We start from the raw sequence: 16,284 nt of genomic DNA on the forward strand, positions 1-16,284 counted from the left end.
ACATGAAGGACGTGAAGGACGGCGCGGCGAGTCGATCCCGGCGCACCGCGCGTCAACGCGCCGCGTGGTCCGCGACGGCCGTGTCCGCGAAGTGTTCGGCGATGCAGTGGCGCAGCCGCGGACCGAACACGGCGGCGATGTCGTCGGCCGAGTACGGCGCCACGACGTCGTCGATGCCGAGCGCGCGGTCCACCTCCTGCTGGAGTCGCGTGAAGATTCGCCGCGCGGCGCGCTCGTCGTGCAGGTACGTATTGAGCGCGGCCGCCGTCGCCTGCGCCGCCGCCGCGTCGAGCCCGTGCGCCGCGAACGCGTCGGCCGACCATTCGTCCGCCGCGCGCGGTGCGTCGCGCATCGCGTCGACTTCGGCCAGCAGGGCCGGCCCGTCGGCGCCGAGCGTGGCCACGCACATCCGGTCCGCCGCGGCGACGAGCTGATTCAGCCCGTCCGTCATCTGGCGCAGCACCGTGCCCGCCGGCCATTGCCGCGCCCGCGCGATCTCGGCCTCGTCCCCCTGCAGCAGCATCGCGAGATCCTCGCGCGCGATCTCGTGCGCGAGCGGGCTCGTGTGTTCGGTGGACCAATCCTCGAACCGCGCCAGCGCGTCGCGGAATGCTTGCGTGCGCGCCTGGCCGGGCACCGCGTCGAGCGCGACGATCAGCGCGCGCAACTGCCGCGCCGCACGCACCGCGAACAGGTATTTTTCCGCTTCGAGCTTCAGGAACGCCGCCGCGTAGCGGTAGAAGCCGGGCTCGGCCGCGCTCGCGTCGGCGCCCGCGAGCGATGCCGGCTCGATCATCGCGCGGTAGGCCTGCTCGACCATCGTCTGCGGCCCCGCGCACACCGAGTTGCGGCCGACGAGCAGGCCCGCCGCCTCGGCGATCAGGTAATACGCGTCGCTGGCGAGGCACGGTGCGGCCGGATCGCCGCCCGAGGCCATCCGCTTGATCAGCGAGATATGCACGATCCGGTGCATGCCGAGCGAGATCCGGTAGATGATCGACGGCACGACGGGAATGCTGTCCGGGTCGGCCGGCTGCTCGCGCCGACGAATCAGGTAGGCGGGCAGCAATTGGCACAGCTTGCTGATGAACCACAGGTCGAGCATCGACACCGCGCCGTCGTGGCCGCGCAGCCGGCAATACCCGTCGCGCAGCGTCGAGATGGTCGGCAGCACCAGATGCCAGTGGTTTCCGAACTGCCGCAGCGACGAGATGTTCATCGGCAGCGCGTGATGAAACCGGCTGCCCTCGTACTCGCAGCGCGCGGCCTCGATCTCGATGCCGTCGCGCGATTCGGCGGGCGCGATCTCCTCGCCGAGCGGGCGAAAGAAGCTGTCGCGATAGGCGACCATCGAGCCCAGCATCGAGCGCCAGTAGAACTCCGGTTTGTCGAGCGCGCGCGGCCCGTGATAGCCGGTCGCGTACAGCGCATCGATGACGGTGAAATCAAACTCGTTCTGCATCATGGCTTCCTGAAGAGACACGGCCGCCGGCACGGCGGGCCGATAGAACGAACGGCGTGGGGACGGCGCGTCAGCGCGGCATCGACATCGGCTTGCCGGCCGTGTCGGCCGCGCGGCGCCACCGGCGCGCGAGCGCCTGCCACAGGCTCGCCAGCTCGACCCGACAGAAGGTCCGCACGGCGCGGGGCGACCACCACCAGTAGTTCACGTTGATCGAATCGCTCAGCGATTCCACGTAGTGCCACCAGCCGGGCGGCAGGTACAGCACCTCACCCGCCTCCAGCACGAAGTCGTGGCGCGGCGCCGACTGCACGCGCGGAAACAGCACCGGGTCGGGATCGCTCATGTCCACCGGGCTGAAGATCACCGGCAGGTCGCGGCGGCGCCGGTAATACACGTTGGCGGACTGCTCGGGCGCGAACAGCACCCAGCGCTTGCGGCCGTACACCTGCACGTTCAGGTTCTCGTGCCGGTCGAAATGCATCGGCGACGAAATCCCTTCGGGGCCGAGCCAGAAGCCCGGCCGCAACACCAGCCGGCGCCTCAGCCAGTGCGGCATCCAGCCGGGAAAGCCGTGCTGCTCGTGCAGCGGCACGATGTCGTCCTTCAGCTCCGGCGCCGTCGAATAGATCGCCGCGTAGGTGATGTACGCGGTGCGGGCGCTGCCCTGCGCCTGCATCGCGCGGATCGTCTCGCCGAGGCGCGCGGTTTCGTAGCGGCGCGCGCCCAGGTAGAGGTCCGGCCGGGTCGGCGTCGGCGACAGCTGCGACGTCTCCACCGTGATCTCGTGTTCGCCGTAGCGCTCGACGAAGAAATCCGGCGTCCAGCGCGTGCGCGCGGGCCACGCGTCGATAAATCCTTCCAGCACGGCCGGATGCTTCAGTCCGGCCAGAACGTCGCGCATGCTCCGGCTGCCGTCGTAGCGAATCCGCGGCATCGGCACAATCTTGCTGCCAGTCATCGTGGGGCTCCTGTCGACAGGAAAATCAGGACACCCGCCAATCGCCGTCATGCCGAAGCACGTCGCCCGGCAGCCAGCGGATCACGCGGGTGGTGGCGCCGAGCGTATCGAGGCGCGCGTCGATCTGGTCGAGGGTGTCGGCTTCCGCGGGCTCGCCGTTGATCCAGCCGATGTCGTCGATCTCTGTGGCGATGCCGCGGAACCCGTTCGCATACGGCGCGAACGCATGGGCGCCGGCGCGCGCGCAGAGCTCGCCGATGCCGGACGGGCCGAGCGTGATGGACGGGCCGTCGCCCGCTTCCGCGATGTGCGGCAGGCGCTGCAGGTCGGTCATCGGCAGCACCATCCAGAACGTAAACAGGCCCTGCCAGAACGGCGCCTTGCGCATCTCGCGGCAGCAGCTCAGGACCAGGTCGGGCCGGCCGCGCCGGGCGACGGACCGATCGATCACGTCCATCACCGAGCCCTTCGCGTCCTCGCCGCTGTCGACGAGCAGAATCACCGAGAACTGCGGCGTCGTGACCCGGTAGCAATTGCCCCAGTTGCGCACGTCGGGCGGCGGCACGGCCGCGCCGATGGTCGGCTGCTCGCCGTAGAACGGCAGGATGTCGATCTCGATGTCGCCGATCCGCACCGTCTCGCCCCAGCCGGGCGCGAGCACCGTCTGCCCGACGTCGCGCAACGATTGCTGCATGTCGTCCTGCGCCAGCAGCGATGCGACCGGAACGTGCGGCACGATGACCGGCACCGATCCGTCGCCGCCGTGCCGCAGGATGGTCGGGATGTGCCAATGATCGAGATGCCCGTGCGTCACGAGCATGCCGTCGATCTGCCGCCCCAAGTTGGACGGCGCGCGATCGAGATCGGGCAGGCCGACGTTGCCGCCGATCGCGAGGCTGATCGGGTCGGTCAGCAGGCGGGTGGTTTCGGATGCGATCAGCAGCGACGCGTGTTCGAGCCGCTGGATGCCGGGGCCGTCGAACGCCGGCCACGCCAGCGCCGCGTCGCCCTGCGGCCGTTCACAGCCGAGCAGGCGGGGCTCCGCGTACAGCTCGGACAGCGGCTGCCAGCGGTTGCGCTGAAGCGCGTCGCGCAGCGCATGCGCGAGCTGCGGCACGTCGCCGGCGGCGGTATCGAGCACGATCGGCTCGCCGCTCCGCGGTGCCAGCGCGAGCGTCCAGCGGTCGCGGCGCTGATGCAGATCGTAGAGCAACGCACGGCTCGCGATGCAGCCGCCGGCCGCCACCGAATCCGGATCGAACAGTTCGGCGAGAAACGGATAACGCGCAATCGCATCGCGCAACAGCGCGGCGCAGGCGGCCGGTTCGAATTTCGCTTCCATGAATTGCTGCATGAGCGCGTCCTGTCGCTCGATCAGCAAGCCCAGATCATGCGCGCGTGAAGCCAGAATGCCTGTATTGAGGAAGACCCCCAGGCGATCATCGACTGACATGGTGTGTTTTACCCTCGGATTCTCTCGGCGAAACGCAAACGTCCTCCCGCGCGCCGTCACCGGGCCGCGAAATGCCGCATCGTTCCTTTATCTTTTATTGCGCGCTCGTGGCGCGAAGCGTCGATAATTATCTCGACAGCGCAGCCCGCACGCTCAATGGGCGCATGTCGGTCCAATTGGCGCCGATCCATTCGAGACAGGCCTCCCGGTTTCCCGACGGGCCCGCCGCCCGCCAGCCTTCCGGCACATGCTTGTCGTCCGGCCAGATCGCATATTGCTCCTCGTGATTGACGACTACTTTGAAAACGGTATCGTCTTGCGGCGTTTCGGCTTCCATGTCTCTCTCGTTTCAATAATCGATCACGCGTGTCACACGCATCACATAATCCGATATTTCGATAAGAACAGCACGCCCGATAGCATCGAGTGACGATGCAAGCACGCTAAAAATCGAATCGAACCGACTTTACCATAATTCACCTTAAATCAATTACATTTCTATTGCATGAAACCGGGATAAATCATATTCCCTGACAACCAATAATCGAGCCCATTGTTTCATAAATATGTGAACAGATATGCGAAATATACCTTTTCAAATAAATCCATAATCAGCCCAATTGTTTTGTATTTTGTCCGGTTCGTTTTTAATTGGAGTTCAGAAGCATGGTCTTGCTGGCCAGTACTGTCACCATTCCGCTCGAGCGCCCGACGGCGCGGCATCGGCTGCTGGTGTTCCATCACGCGTGCGGCGCGGCGGCCAATTACTATCGATGGGGGGCGTCGTTCCCGGACGACATCGAGGTGTGGCTGATCGAACTGCCCGGCCGGGGCCGGAGTCTGGGCGCTCGCGCGATCGATACGTTGCCCGAACTGATCGACTTCCTGCGCGCGCTGCGTCCGCTGTTGCCGCCCACCTATTCGGTGTTCGGCCACAGCATGGGGGCGTTGATCGCGTATTGTTTCGCGTGCGACATGGCGCAACAGGGGCGTCCGCCCGTCTGGCTCGGCGCGTCCGGCGCCGATGCGCCGTTCTACGCGCATCGCCACGCGCACCGCGATGGCATGCCGGTTCATTTGCGCACCGACGCCCAGATCGTCGACTACGTCGTGTCGCTCGGCGGAACGCCACGCGAAGTGGTGGAACACGACGCGCTACGGGCCATGCTGCTGAAGCTGGCCAAGGCGGATTTCCGCGTCGTCGAGCGGTTCTTCCCGCTGCCGTCCGCGACCGCGCTACCCTGCCCCGTCACGGTCTTCTCCGGCCGCGACGACACATTGCTGAGCCCGGCCGGGCAACGTGACTGGTTGCGTGCGTCGCACCATCCGGTCGATTTCCGCGCGTTCGACGGCGGGCACTTCTTTCTTTTGGACCATCCGGCCGCGGTTCAGCACGCAATCGGCCAGGCGTTGGCGCAGGCGGGGCAGCGCGACACCGATGATTGCGCGATACCGTAGCCGATAACATGGGCGCCCCCGCTTGCCGTGATCGACCGTTGCGCAGATGCGCCGGGCGATCGCGCCGGGCGACCCCGACACGTTCCGAATCGGGATCACATGCTCTTGATCGCCGTGCCTTGCGCGATCACGTCGACGAAGTGATCCGCCGGCATCGGACGACCGAGCAAGAAGCCCTGCAGCGAATTGCAGCCGAGCCGGGTCAGGAACTGCTGCTGCGCGGTCGTTTCCACGCCCTCCGCGACGATCTTCAGGTCGAGTGCCCGGCCGAGCGCGACGATCGCGGAGATGATCGCGGCATCTTCGGTATCGTGCTCGAGATCCCGGATGAATCCGCGATCGATCTTGAGCTCGCTGGCCGGCAGGCGCTTGAGATACAGCAAGCTCGAATAACCCGTTCCGAAGTCGTCGATCGAAATGCGCACCCCCATGTCGTGAAGCTGCTGCAGGATTCTCAAGCTGGCGTCGGCATCGCGCATCGCGGTCGATTCGGTGATCTCCAGCGTCAGGCAGTGCGGCGCCAGCGCGTGCCGCTGCAATGCGGCCTCCACGACCCGGATCAGGCTCGCGTGACCGAACTGCAACGGCGAAAGGTTCACTGCCATCGTCCAGTCGGTTCGACCTCCATCCCGCCACGCGCGTATCTGCCGGCAGGCCTCGTCCAGCACCCATTCGCCGATCGGCACGATCAATCCGGTCTTTTCCGCAATCGAGATGAACCGATCGGGCGAAATGAGGCCGCGCGTCGGATGGTTCCATCGCAACAGCGCCTCGACGCCCATGATCGGTCCGTCGGGAACTTCGAACTTCGGCTGGTAATGCAGGACCAGTTCATGCCGCTCCAGCGCCAGACGGAGTTCCTGCACGAGTTTCAAGTGCTCGCGGACATTCGCGTTCATCGATGCCTCGAAGAAGCAGTACGCGTTTCGGCCGAGCGCCTTGGCGTGATACATCGCTGCATCGGCATTGGTCGTCAGCTCGCGGAAATCGCTGCCGTTGCCGGGATAGAGCGCAATGCCGATGCTGGCCGACACACGCAATTCGTGTTCGGACACGCGGAACGGTTTCCGCATCACCGCCAATACCTTGTCCGCCACGTCGGCCGCGTCCGCGGGCTCGTTCACGGCCACGACCAGCACGAACTCGTCGCCGCCCAGACGGGCAATCGTGTCCTGCGAGCGCAGGTTCGCGCCGATGCGCCGGGCCACGTCGACCAGCAACAGGTCGCCGACGTGATGACCATAGGCATCGTTGACGGCCTTGAATCCGTCGAGGTCCATGAACATCAGCGCGAAACACCCGTGCTCGCGGTCGGTGCTCTGGATCGCCTGGTCGATCCGGTCTTCGAGCAGCACGCGGTTGGGGAGCTTGGTGAGGGTGTCGTGCAGCGCCAGATACGTCAGCTCCTGGTTCGCTTCGGCCAGCGACGTCGCGAGTACCGCCGTGCGGGATTCCAGGCGCAGGTCGAGGATGGAAACGATCAGCGCGATGGCGAGTATCGCCAACGTGGCCACGACGATGACGAGCGCAAGCCAGCCGGGATCCATGCTGGCGCGCGCGGCCCCGCAGAGGCTGCCCAGCGGGAACCGGGCGGCCGCCATCCCCGTATAGTGCATGCCGGCGATGGCGGCCCCCATCAGGACCGCTGCCCCCAGATTGAGCAGGCGCACGCGCGACGAACCGGTTCGCCGAATGAATACGATCCACAGCACGGCGCCGGATGCGACGACGGCAATCGCGACCGACAGGCAGACGAGCAACGGATCGTACTGGATGCCCGGCGACATGCGCATCGAAGCCATGCCCGTGTAATGCATTCCCGCTACGCCAGCCCCCATCAACATCGCTCCGCCGCCAAGCCGATGCCACTCGAGCGTGCCCCGACAGACGAGCCACAGCGCAACCGTCGAGCAGGCAATGGCGATCAGCAACGACAGCACCGTAATGGCCGGATCGTATCCCAGCGGAATCGGCAACGCGAAGGCGAGCATGCCGACGAAATGCATCGACCAGATGCCCGCGCCCATCACGCTGGCCGCGCCGACCAGCCACCAGTGCGCGGCGCGCCCGTCGGCCGTCTTGATACGCCCGGCCATGTCCAGCACGGTGTAGGACGCCAATATGGCGATCAGGAGCGAAAGAAGAACGAGCAACGCGTTGTAACTGGTCGGCAGCATTGTTATTTACAGATCGCTTTCGATTCGGCGACGACGAGACCCCGAATTGCCGGGGGGCCTCGTGAATTCGTGTGAGGGTTGGGCGCAAAAGGAAAGCGGTGCCGAAGGAACGGACCGGTCGTACGACCAATCAGACGATTCCAGCGGCCACCGCTTGCAAGGCGGATCATAAACGCGACCTCGCGTTCAGGAAAGGATTGACGGCTGCGGGGGCGTTGGAGGGCGCGCGGGCGGAATCAGAACGTGTGACGAACGCCCACCGCAAACGTGTTGCCGGTGGGTTGAGCGCTCAGCTTGTCGTAGGAGTAAATCGCGTAGACATCCGTCCGTTTCGACAGAAGGTGGTTGTAGCCGACGGACGCGGTGTTCCGCAGGCTGCCGGCCGCTCGGGTAGCGCCGGACCGCTTCGTGCGCGCCCATTCCGCCAGCAGGAAGTCGGCCGGCGACAACGGGATCGACACACCCGCTTCGTAGGTGTGGCTGCCGGTCGGCGTACTCGTGTCGCTCGTCATCGCCCAGGCGCCGTAGAGCGTGACGAGCTTGAAGTCGTATGCCGCGCCGGCCAGATAGGCGTACTGCGCGCCGACCGGCCCTGCCGCGGTATACCGCACGCGCTGGCCGGACAGCACGGCCGTGAGGCCATGCCCACGATAGTTCAAGTGAATGCCGAGGTTACCGACGCCGGGCGAACCCGCAACGCCGCCAAGACCATAGATGACGGTGGCGCCGAAACCCTTGAAGTCCGGAGTCGTGTACTTGACGGTGTTGTTCCACACCGTATCGCCGATGATCGTCCCGCCATAGTTGGTCACGAACGTCTGCAGGACGAGCGGAGAGAAGACGGTCGAGGATCCGAACGGATTGATGAGGGATTCGGCCGTATAGGCCGGATTTCTTTGCCGCCCGAAGGTCAACTGGCCGAACTCGCCTTGAAAGCCCACGTACGCATTGCGTGACCAGAACGGGTCCGCCGCGCTGCGCCCGAGCGCGCCGTTCGCGGATCGAAAGAAGCTTTCGAGGACAAAGATGGCGCCGACGCCGCCGCCAAGGTCTTCCTTGCCGCGGATTCCCCAGAACGATGTGGTCAGCCCGCCGCTGCCCATCTGTACCGCGGACTGCGGCGTGTCGCTGCGCTTGATGCTCCCGACGTAGGTGCCGATGAGGCCATAAAGCTGGATCTGGGAGCCGCTATCCGCGTATGCGTCGACGGAAATCGATGCCAGAGCCGCGTTGAATATCGCCGTCACTCCGAGCGTACCGACAACGCGCCGGGCGGCAACGCGCACCACGGCCTGTCGTGTCTTTTTCATTTCGGTTGTCTCCATTCATATTTTTTTCGAGCAGCCTTTTTCGCGACAATCCACTCTGCAGTACTGATGGATTACCTGCCACGGCGGCGCGTGTTGCGAGCATGTCGCTGAAGTCACTGGCGTGACGGACGAGGAAACGCCTTCCCTCGAGGCTTATCAGGGGAAGGCGCCGTCAGGCATGCGAGCGACTACGGGGAAATCTCTTCGAGCGAACGATTGGTCGTCTCCACCATTCGCGTGGCGACGAAGAAGCCCACGGCACTGACTACCGCGAACATGACGAATACCGCGGCGATGCCTCTCCCGGTCAATACGACGCCGACGATCGCCGGCGCGGCCGCAGACGCCGCCCGCAGCCAGGAAGTCGCGAGACCGGTACCGATCGCGCGCATCCGGGTGGGGTAGATCTCCGGGGTGTACAGGTACAGAAGGACCGTGGTCGTCGCCATCACCGCGTAAGCCGACGATCCGAGGAACATCACGGACCACGCGCTGCCGGCGCCGTGAATGCCGAGTACGGCGAGCAGGGCCGCGCTGATGATGAAGCAGGCCATTGCCCACCGGCGGCGCCCGACCCGATCGATCAGCAGCGCACAGGCAAGCACACCGCACGTACTCAGGATGTTCGAAATGGACGCCATCTGAAGCGACGTTTGCAGCGGCAGATGGTAGACCGTCCTGTAGAGGCTCGGCAGCCAGTTGTTGATGCCATTGGCCACGAAATAAGCGCTCGCCCAAAGCAGCCACACGACAACGGTGCGGCCTCGGTAGAACGGCGAGAAGAGTTCCTTCCACGTTCCCTTCTGCTTCGACTGTCGGCCGAGCAGAAGACCCGACACGCGCGCATCCACCTCGGCCTTTTGGGTCTGCGTGTCGAGGTTGCGCTTCGTCGTGCTGGCTTCCAGCCGCTCGATGATGCGTTCGGCCTTATCGAAACGCCCCCGTGAAACGAGCCAGCGCGGCGATTCCGGAAGACGTGCGATCAGGATCGCGACGACGATGCCCGGAATCCCGCCGATCAGGAACATATATTCCCAGCCGAAGCGCGGGACGACGAACGCACCGAGCTGCGCGGCCGCGAGCAGGCCCAACGGGAAAATGAGTTCGTACAGGATGAAGAAGCGTCCGCGGCCGTGTGCTTGGGACAGCTCGTTGATGTACGTGGCGGCCACGGGCACTTCTCCGCCCACACCGATGCCTTGCAGGAAGCGCATCAGAAACAGCATGTGGAAGCTGCCGGTGAACGCGCATACGACGCTCATGGCCGACATGACGCCCACCGCGACGGTGGCGCTCGGCACCCGCCCCAGGCGCTCGGCCAGCCAGCCGAAGACCAACGCGCCGACGACCTGGCCAAGATAGCCGGCAGCGATCAGCACGCCGATCCGACCGGGAGAAAGATGCCAGAGCCCCACCAGTACGGGCAGTACGAAAGCCAGCGAAAGTGCGTCGAATGCATCGAAGAGGGTCGCGCTGCCCATGACGATTCGTGCCCGGGTGTGCCACTTGCAAAACGGCACGTTCTCGATGCGGAACAGCAGGTTCGCCGCCCGCAATTGCTCGCTCATGGGACGCGTTTCGCTCGCGGACCGATCAAGGTCGACGCCGCAGGCGGTCGAAGGGGTGTTCATGCTGTCTCCTGAAAAGCTGCATTTTATGGACCTTCGGCTTGCTTCTCGTTTTACAGCGCCGGTCGCGTTTTCTTATGGTTTTCCGCGACATCGGCGCGTTTTTATCGTTTGCCGAGCCTGTCGGCGGCGAAGCGGGCAGCGCTTCGCCGTCGTCATCCGGCTATGGACGTGCCGCGCCGGTGTCAGTCGACGAGCCCGGCCGAACGAAGCGCGTGCGCAATTTCGACGTCCGCGCCTTGCGCCAGCGGCAGCAACGGGGAGCGCACTGCGGCGTGCTCGAGGATGCCGCGAGCCACCAGGCCATGCTTGAGCGCGACGGTGCCTTCCATGTGCGACCCGCGGTGATACACGTTGCGCGTCACCGGCAGCAGGCGATCGTGAATCGCGCGAGCGGCCGGGTAGTCTTTCGCCTTGCCTGCCTTGATCAGTTCGATGAGCGGCTCGGGAGCCAGTCCGCCGTAGCCGACGAGCGCGCCGTCCACGTCGAACATCGTGTGGAGCAGATACTCGTCGTGACAGGTCAGGATTTGCAGTTCCGGACGCTCGCGTCGAATGATCGGAATCTCCACGTCCCAGCGACGCATGTTGCGCACGCCGTTTTTCATCGCGAAGACGCCCGGTTGCGCGGCGATTTCCAGCTGCGTTTCGAGGTTGTAGGTCGCCTTCGTGGCGTCCGGGTACTGGAACAGGATGAGCGGCAAGCCACTGCCCTCGTGGATGGCGCGGTAGCGATCTTGCGGCGCGCCTTTCTGGTAACCGAAGCGCAGCCAGCCGTGCGATGGATACACCAGGCCGGCCGACGCGCCGGCGTCGACCGCGCGCTTCGCCTCTTCCACCGCCACTTCCGTGCCTTCGAGCGTAATGCCGGCGATGACCGGAATCTTGCCGTCGACGGACTTCACGAAGCTTTCGATGACTTGAACCTGCTCTTTCTGTGAGAGGAACGTGCCTTCGCCTGCGTGTCCGAGAACCGTCAGACCTTTGACGCCTTCGATGCCGCCGAGCCACGCGCCCAGCCGTTGAATTGCCGCATGGTCCACCGCGCCCTCGCGGGTGAAAGGGGTAACGGGTGCCGGGACCAAACCCCGCAGATCGATCGCTTTCATGACGTCTCCAGATGTGAGCTTTTCAACTCCTCTTTGGGGAGGAGAGCCCGCTGCCCGTTTCGCATCGAACCGGAACAACGGTGCATGCGATGCAGTGTAAGGACGCACGACCCATGCGAGAACGGCCAAATCTCGCATTTCAGATATACTGATTCGACATATCTCCTGAGAGGCTTCGCGATGGACTATGCGGCCTGGAAGCTATTCATCGACGCGGCGGAACTCGGAAGCCTCAGCAAGACGGCCGTTGCTTACGGCACCAGTCAGCCTCACATCAGCCGGCAAATCGTCGAGCTCGAGCAGTACTGCGGCGGCCGCCTGTTTCAACGGACAGGGCGCGGCGTGGTATTGACCGAGCTGGGCGCGCGTATCGCGCCACGCGTGAGGACGTGGCTGGCCAGCACGGAGCAGTTGTCCAACGACATCCGCAGCACGGCGGGCGAGCCGATCGGCGTAGTCAGGCTCGGAATCCTGCCCTCCACCGCCCATCCGCTTGTCAGCACCGTTTACCATCGGCTTCGCGAGCGTTACCCACTGGTGCAGTTACAGGTCCGCGAGGGTCAAGGGGCGTTGCTGGAAACCTGGCTGGAGAACGGCAGCGTCGATCTCGCCATCCTGTTTCGAAATAGTCCGACGCCGAGAAACGGTGACGAATATCTGGTCGAGGCCGCGACTTACCTCGTTGGGGCGGAAGGCGATCTGTTGACCCGTCAGCCGACGATCGCGTTTTCCAGGCTCGATGGCATTCCGCTGGTCTCTTTCTGCCGCCCCAATAGCTGGCGCGAGCGGCTCGAACAAATCGCGGGCGAACACCAGGTATCGCTGAATTTCGCGGCGGAAGCCGATTCCCTGAGCCTGCAGGGGCACATCGTCGCCGACGGCGGCATCCATGCGTTGCTGGGCCCTTATGCGATCGCCAATCTGGAACGGGAATGCCGATTGCAAGCGTCGATGGTCGTCGATCCGTCCGTGCCGCGCTTCATTGCGCTCGCCATGTCGCCGCACGGCGAACTGACGCTGGCTTGCCGCACGGTCATGCAGCTCACGAGGGAAATCGCACGGTCGCGCAATCTCTCGTCGGACCTTCGCTTGGGCGTGTCCGCCGCGTTCCTGCGCTCCATCTGAAGGGCCCGGGCACGGCTTGAGCGCGGCGATGCGCGGATCGTCCCGCTCTTCCGCCTCGCTCCTCTTTCAATAGGAAACCTGATCTTCAGGGCGGATCGGAACAACCTGTGTCGTCGCGAATCCGCACCGTGCTGGCGGTAACCGGCGGATCCTGCGCGCACGCGGCCGACAGCAACAGCAGCCCCGGTGCAAGCGTTGCCTACTGCCTTCAAATGATATATATCGGTCTACCCAACAGTCAGGTAACTTGACGACCGGCGCCGCAGTCGAAGTGTGTCAAGCCGCAACGCCCTCGGACCACGGCCGGAGGCCGATTTCGTCGAGCCCCGTGATGCTAGAATAATCGGTCTATGTTGGTGAAATACCGAGGAGGAAGCCGTTCGTGCGAGCCAACAAACGCCAGCTGGTGGTAGACAAAGCGACCGAACTGTTCTCCAGGCACGGATTCCACCCGGTGGGCGTCGACTGGATCATCGACGATTCCGGTGTCGCCCGCATGACGCTGTACCGGCATTTTGCGAGCAAGGACGAACTGATCCGCGAGGTGCTGGTCCAGCGCTACGACCTGATCGTCGGCAGCATCGCCGCGCAGTTGCAGCACGTGGCCGATCCGGTCGGGCGCGTCAAGACCCTCTTCGACTGGTACGCGGCGTGGTTCAAGACGCCCGAATTCGCCGGCTGCCTGTTCGAGCGGGCGCTGGCCGAGTTCGGTACCGCCTATGCGCCGATCTCGGACGTCGCGATCCGCTATCGCCGCACCATGGTCGAATGGATCGCAGAACTGATCGAGGCCCTCGTGCCGCCCGAAACCGCCCACCGGCTGGCAACGGTCTTCATGATGCTGCTGGACGGCGCCACGGCCGAGGCACGGGCGTTCAACGATTGCGACGCTGCCGCGCACGCGTGGCAAGCCGCGCAGGTCCTTCTCGAACAGGCGATGCATGCGACGGTTTCGCCCGCCGACGGTGGGGAGACGCTCTGAGCCGACCCACGTCTGCCTCGGATACGCCGTCACGCCGGTCATCGTCCAGAAGCGATTCGATGTCGATGCAACCGACCTCGACGACTCCCCGTTTTCCGCGCGGCGGCTGGACATCCGCAGCCGCTGCCTAATCCTCGCCTCGGACTTCCGTTCATCCTCGTTCCTTCCGCTCCACGGTCGCGTGGGGCCGCCCGCGCGAGACGCCCGTCGAGCAGGCATGGCGATTGCGCCTGCAGCACTCCCGGGAGGCCCGCGATCATGAACGACAACGACTTGCTCCAGCCCGAGCCGACGAAACCATCCCCGAATGAGACCTCGTGGGTCCGGCGTCTCGGCCCCGGCCTGATCACCGGCGCCGCCGACGACGACCCGTCCGGCATCGGCACGTACTCGCAGGCGGGGGCGCAATTCGGCTTCGAACTGCTGTGGGCCTTGCTGTTGACGTACCCGCTGATGACGGCCATCCAGCTGGTCAGCGCGAGAATCGGCCGCGTGACGGGCAAAGGACTCGCGTCCAACATGCGCACGCACTACCCGCGATGGCTGCTGTACGGAACGGTCGTGCTGCTGATCACGGCCAACGTGATCAATATCGCGGCCGACCTGTCGGCCATGGGCGCGGCCGTCAGTTTGTTGCTGCCCGGCCCGCAACAGCTCTACATCGTGTGCCTCGGCGGCGTGTCGGTCGTGCTGCAGGTGTTCGTTCCGTACGACCGCTACGCGCGACTCCTCAAATGGACCGCGCTGACGCTGCTCGCGTATGTCGCGGTCGCCCTCATCGTGCCCGTCAACTGGGCCGAGGTCGGTCGCGCGATCGTGCGGCCCCATGCGCAACCGACCGCCGCTTATCTGACCACGGTCGTCGCCGTGCTCGGCACGACCATCAGCCCGTATCTGTTTTTCTGGCAGGCATCCCAGGAAGTCGAGGAGTTGCGCGCCGCGCCGGACCAGCGGCCGCTGCGGCGCATGCCGCGCGAGGCGCCCGCGCAATTGCGCCGGATCAGCTTCGATACGTGGTTCGGCATGGGCGTCTCGAACGTGATCGGGTTCTTCATCGTGCTGACGGCAGCGGCCACGCTCCACACCCATCACATCGACGTCAAGACGTCGGCGGACGCCGCGCGGGCGCTCGAGCCGGTGGCCGGTCACTTCGCATACGTGCTGTTCGCGCTCGGCATCGTCGGTACCGGCCTGCTGGCGCTGCCGGTGCTCGCGGGATCGGCCGCCTATGCGGCGGCCGGCACGTTCCGCTGGCGCAACAGTCTCGCGTTGCAGTGGGGCGTCGCGCCCGAATTCTATGCAGTGATCGTATTGGCGATCGTCGGCGGAATCGCGTTCACGTTCACGCATTTCGACCCGATCCGCGCGCTTTACTGGAGCGCCGTCATCAACGGCGTAAGCGCCGTGCCGATCATGGTCGTGATGATGCTGATGGCGAGAAGCAGACGAGTCATGGGCGAGTTCGCCGTCAGAGGCACGCTTGCGTGGGGAGGATGGGTCGCGACGCTCTCGATGGCGCTCGCGGCGCTGGGCGTGTTCGTGCCCGGATAAAACCCGTGGCGCGGATGCCGCGAGCCGCTGCGCTCAGCCCGGTTCGTCTCCGCCCAGCGCCGCGCCGACCGCATCGCGCAGCACGTCCGCGAGTCGCTGGTTCTCGTCGATGCGAGCCTGTTCGATCGCGACGCCCTCGGCGTTGCCGGTTCGGCGCGCCCATTCCTGGCGCTCGCGCGCAAAAATCATGCGCTCGTGAACCGCGCGGATCGCCCCCCATATCGCATCCTCCGCTTTCTGGGCCTCCACGTCGTCGAGAGAAAGCGCGGAGAATGCATGCCCGGTATGGCATCGGTATCGCAATGGACGATCGTCGCGCATGCGCCAGAGCACGCCGTGACAACTGGGGCACGTGAGGGCGGAACGCGTGCCGATCGCGTCAAGCAGCCCAGGATCGACGAGGCCCTCCTCCGCAATCCCGCTCTCGTGGTCCAGGTCGCGCAAGTCCGCCGCCTTTCGCCGCTCCGTCACACGTGCGCCGTAGACCGCCGCACGAATGGCCTGCGGCAGCTCTCCAGCCCTTGCGACCACATCGGCGCCCGCCGCGGCCAGTGCGCTGCGCGGCATCGACGGCGCTTCGCATTCGTCGGGCTCCTGAACGATACCGTAGCCGCCCCGGGCGCGAATCGCCGCGAGGCCAGCCGCGCCGTCATCTAGATCGCCGCTGAGGACCACGCCGATCGCACCGGCACCGTATTCGCGGGCGGCAGACCGGAACAGCGGATCGGCAGCCGGCCGGGTGAAGTTCTCGGCGGCCGTATCGAGCAGCCAGAGATCGCCATCGCGCACGATCATGTGCCGGTCGGACGGGGCCACGTAAATTCTGCCGGCCTGAGGCGATTGGCCGTGTCGCGCCTCGCTTGCCTCCAGCGTGCCCCATCGCGACAACAGATCGGGCAGAATCGTCCGATGTCGACCAATGTGCTGAACGATGCAAATCGGCACCGGAAAATCCGCGGCGATGCCCGCCACGAGGGTCCGGAGGACCGGGAGACCACCCCGGGACGATGCGATTACGACGATATCTCGACGATCCATAGCCCCCCCTTTCCGGATATAGCCGCAAAT

Annotated in this window: 13 protein-coding genes and 1 pseudogene; 4 read left to right on the forward strand and 10 right to left on the reverse strand. The window is 65.2% G+C overall.

Translation table 11 applies throughout. The annotated features are described in order from the left end of the window. Positions 1-52 precede the first annotated feature (52 nt). The 4 genes from QZM72_RS32210 to QZM72_RS32225 form a co-directional block, all read right to left on the reverse strand. Positions 53-1,462: a hypothetical protein gene (locus QZM72_RS32210; protein ID WP_301740125.1), complete on the reverse strand. Its 1,410-nt coding sequence runs from the start codon at positions 1,460-1,462 to the stop codon at positions 53-55. 70 nt (positions 1,463-1,532) lie between these two features. Continuing rightward, positions 1,533-2,423, reverse strand: coding sequence for a cupin-like domain-containing protein (locus tag QZM72_RS32215; RefSeq protein WP_301740126.1), 891 nt, complete (start codon positions 2,421-2,423; stop codon positions 1,533-1,535). A 25-nt stretch (positions 2,424-2,448) separates the two neighbouring features. Further along, entirely contained in the window at positions 2,449-3,777 is a 1,329-nt protein-coding gene (locus tag QZM72_RS32220; RefSeq protein WP_301740127.1) for an MBL fold metallo-hydrolase, read from the reverse strand. A 226-nt stretch (positions 3,778-4,003) separates the two neighbouring features. Beyond that, positions 4,004-4,213: an MbtH family NRPS accessory protein gene (locus QZM72_RS32225; RefSeq protein ID WP_089471029.1), complete on the reverse strand. Its 210-nt coding sequence runs from the start codon at positions 4,211-4,213 to the stop codon at positions 4,004-4,006. A gap of 329 nt (positions 4,214-4,542) precedes the next feature. On the opposite strand from QZM72_RS32225, the gene QZM72_RS32230 reads away from it, so the two are divergent. Beyond that, a complete protein-coding gene (locus QZM72_RS32230; RefSeq protein WP_089471028.1) occupies positions 4,543-5,334 on the forward strand; it encodes a thioesterase II family protein in 792 nt (263 codons plus the stop codon). 95 nt (positions 5,335-5,429) lie between these two features. On the opposite strand, the gene QZM72_RS32235 is transcribed toward QZM72_RS32230, so the two are convergent. From QZM72_RS32235 to QZM72_RS32250, 4 genes are all read right to left on the reverse strand, one after another. Next, on the reverse strand, positions 5,430-7,511 hold the full coding sequence (locus QZM72_RS32235; protein ID WP_301740128.1) for a bifunctional diguanylate cyclase/phosphodiesterase: 2,082 nt from the start codon (positions 7,509-7,511) through the stop codon (positions 5,430-5,432). 236 nt (positions 7,512-7,747) lie between these two features. Then, entirely contained in the window at positions 7,748-8,821 is a 1,074-nt protein-coding gene (locus QZM72_RS32240) for a porin (RefSeq protein WP_301740129.1), read from the reverse strand. 188 nt (positions 8,822-9,009) lie between these two features. Next, a complete protein-coding gene (locus tag QZM72_RS32245; RefSeq protein ID WP_089471026.1) occupies positions 9,010-10,452 on the reverse strand; it encodes an MFS transporter in 1,443 nt (480 codons plus the stop codon). Positions 10,453-10,634: 182 nt separating this feature from the next. Continuing rightward, positions 10,635-11,558: a dihydrodipicolinate synthase family protein gene (locus QZM72_RS32250; RefSeq protein ID WP_301740130.1), complete on the reverse strand. Its 924-nt coding sequence runs from the start codon at positions 11,556-11,558 to the stop codon at positions 10,635-10,637. Positions 11,559-11,738: 180 nt separating this feature from the next. On the opposite strand from QZM72_RS32250, the gene QZM72_RS32255 reads away from it, so the two are divergent. Further along, complete coding sequence (locus QZM72_RS32255; protein ID WP_301740131.1) at positions 11,739-12,683, forward strand: LysR family transcriptional regulator; 945 nt, start codon at positions 11,739-11,741, stop codon at positions 12,681-12,683. A gap of 69 nt (positions 12,684-12,752) precedes the next feature. On the opposite strand, the pseudogene QZM72_RS32260 reads toward QZM72_RS32255, so the two are convergent. After that, positions 12,753-12,864, reverse strand: a pseudogene (locus tag QZM72_RS32260) (sel1 repeat family protein); the annotation flags it as partial. Positions 12,865-13,065: 201 nt separating this feature from the next. On the opposite strand from QZM72_RS32260, the gene QZM72_RS32265 reads away from it, so the two are divergent. Both QZM72_RS32265 and QZM72_RS32270 read left to right on the forward strand, forming a co-directional pair. Further along, complete coding sequence (locus QZM72_RS32265) at positions 13,066-13,665, forward strand: TetR/AcrR family transcriptional regulator (RefSeq protein WP_301740132.1); 600 nt, start codon at positions 13,066-13,068, stop codon at positions 13,663-13,665. A 258-nt stretch (positions 13,666-13,923) separates the two neighbouring features. Next, complete coding sequence (locus QZM72_RS32270) at positions 13,924-15,216, forward strand: Nramp family divalent metal transporter (protein ID WP_301740133.1); 1,293 nt, start codon at positions 13,924-13,926, stop codon at positions 15,214-15,216. Between the two features lie 33 nt (positions 15,217-15,249). Here QZM72_RS32270 and QZM72_RS32275 read toward each other — a convergent pair whose 3' ends face one another. After that, positions 15,250-16,254 carry a chemotaxis protein CheB gene (locus tag QZM72_RS32275; protein ID WP_301740134.1) on the reverse strand — a complete coding sequence of 335 codons (1,005 nt, stop codon included), beginning with the start codon at positions 16,252-16,254 and terminating at the stop codon, positions 15,250-15,252. Positions 16,255-16,284 lie beyond the last annotated feature (30 nt).

Source organism: Burkholderia sp. AU45388 (assembly GCF_030481585.1).
In the GTDB taxonomy this organism is placed as follows: domain Bacteria; phylum Pseudomonadota; class Gammaproteobacteria; order Burkholderiales; family Burkholderiaceae; genus Burkholderia; species Burkholderia sola.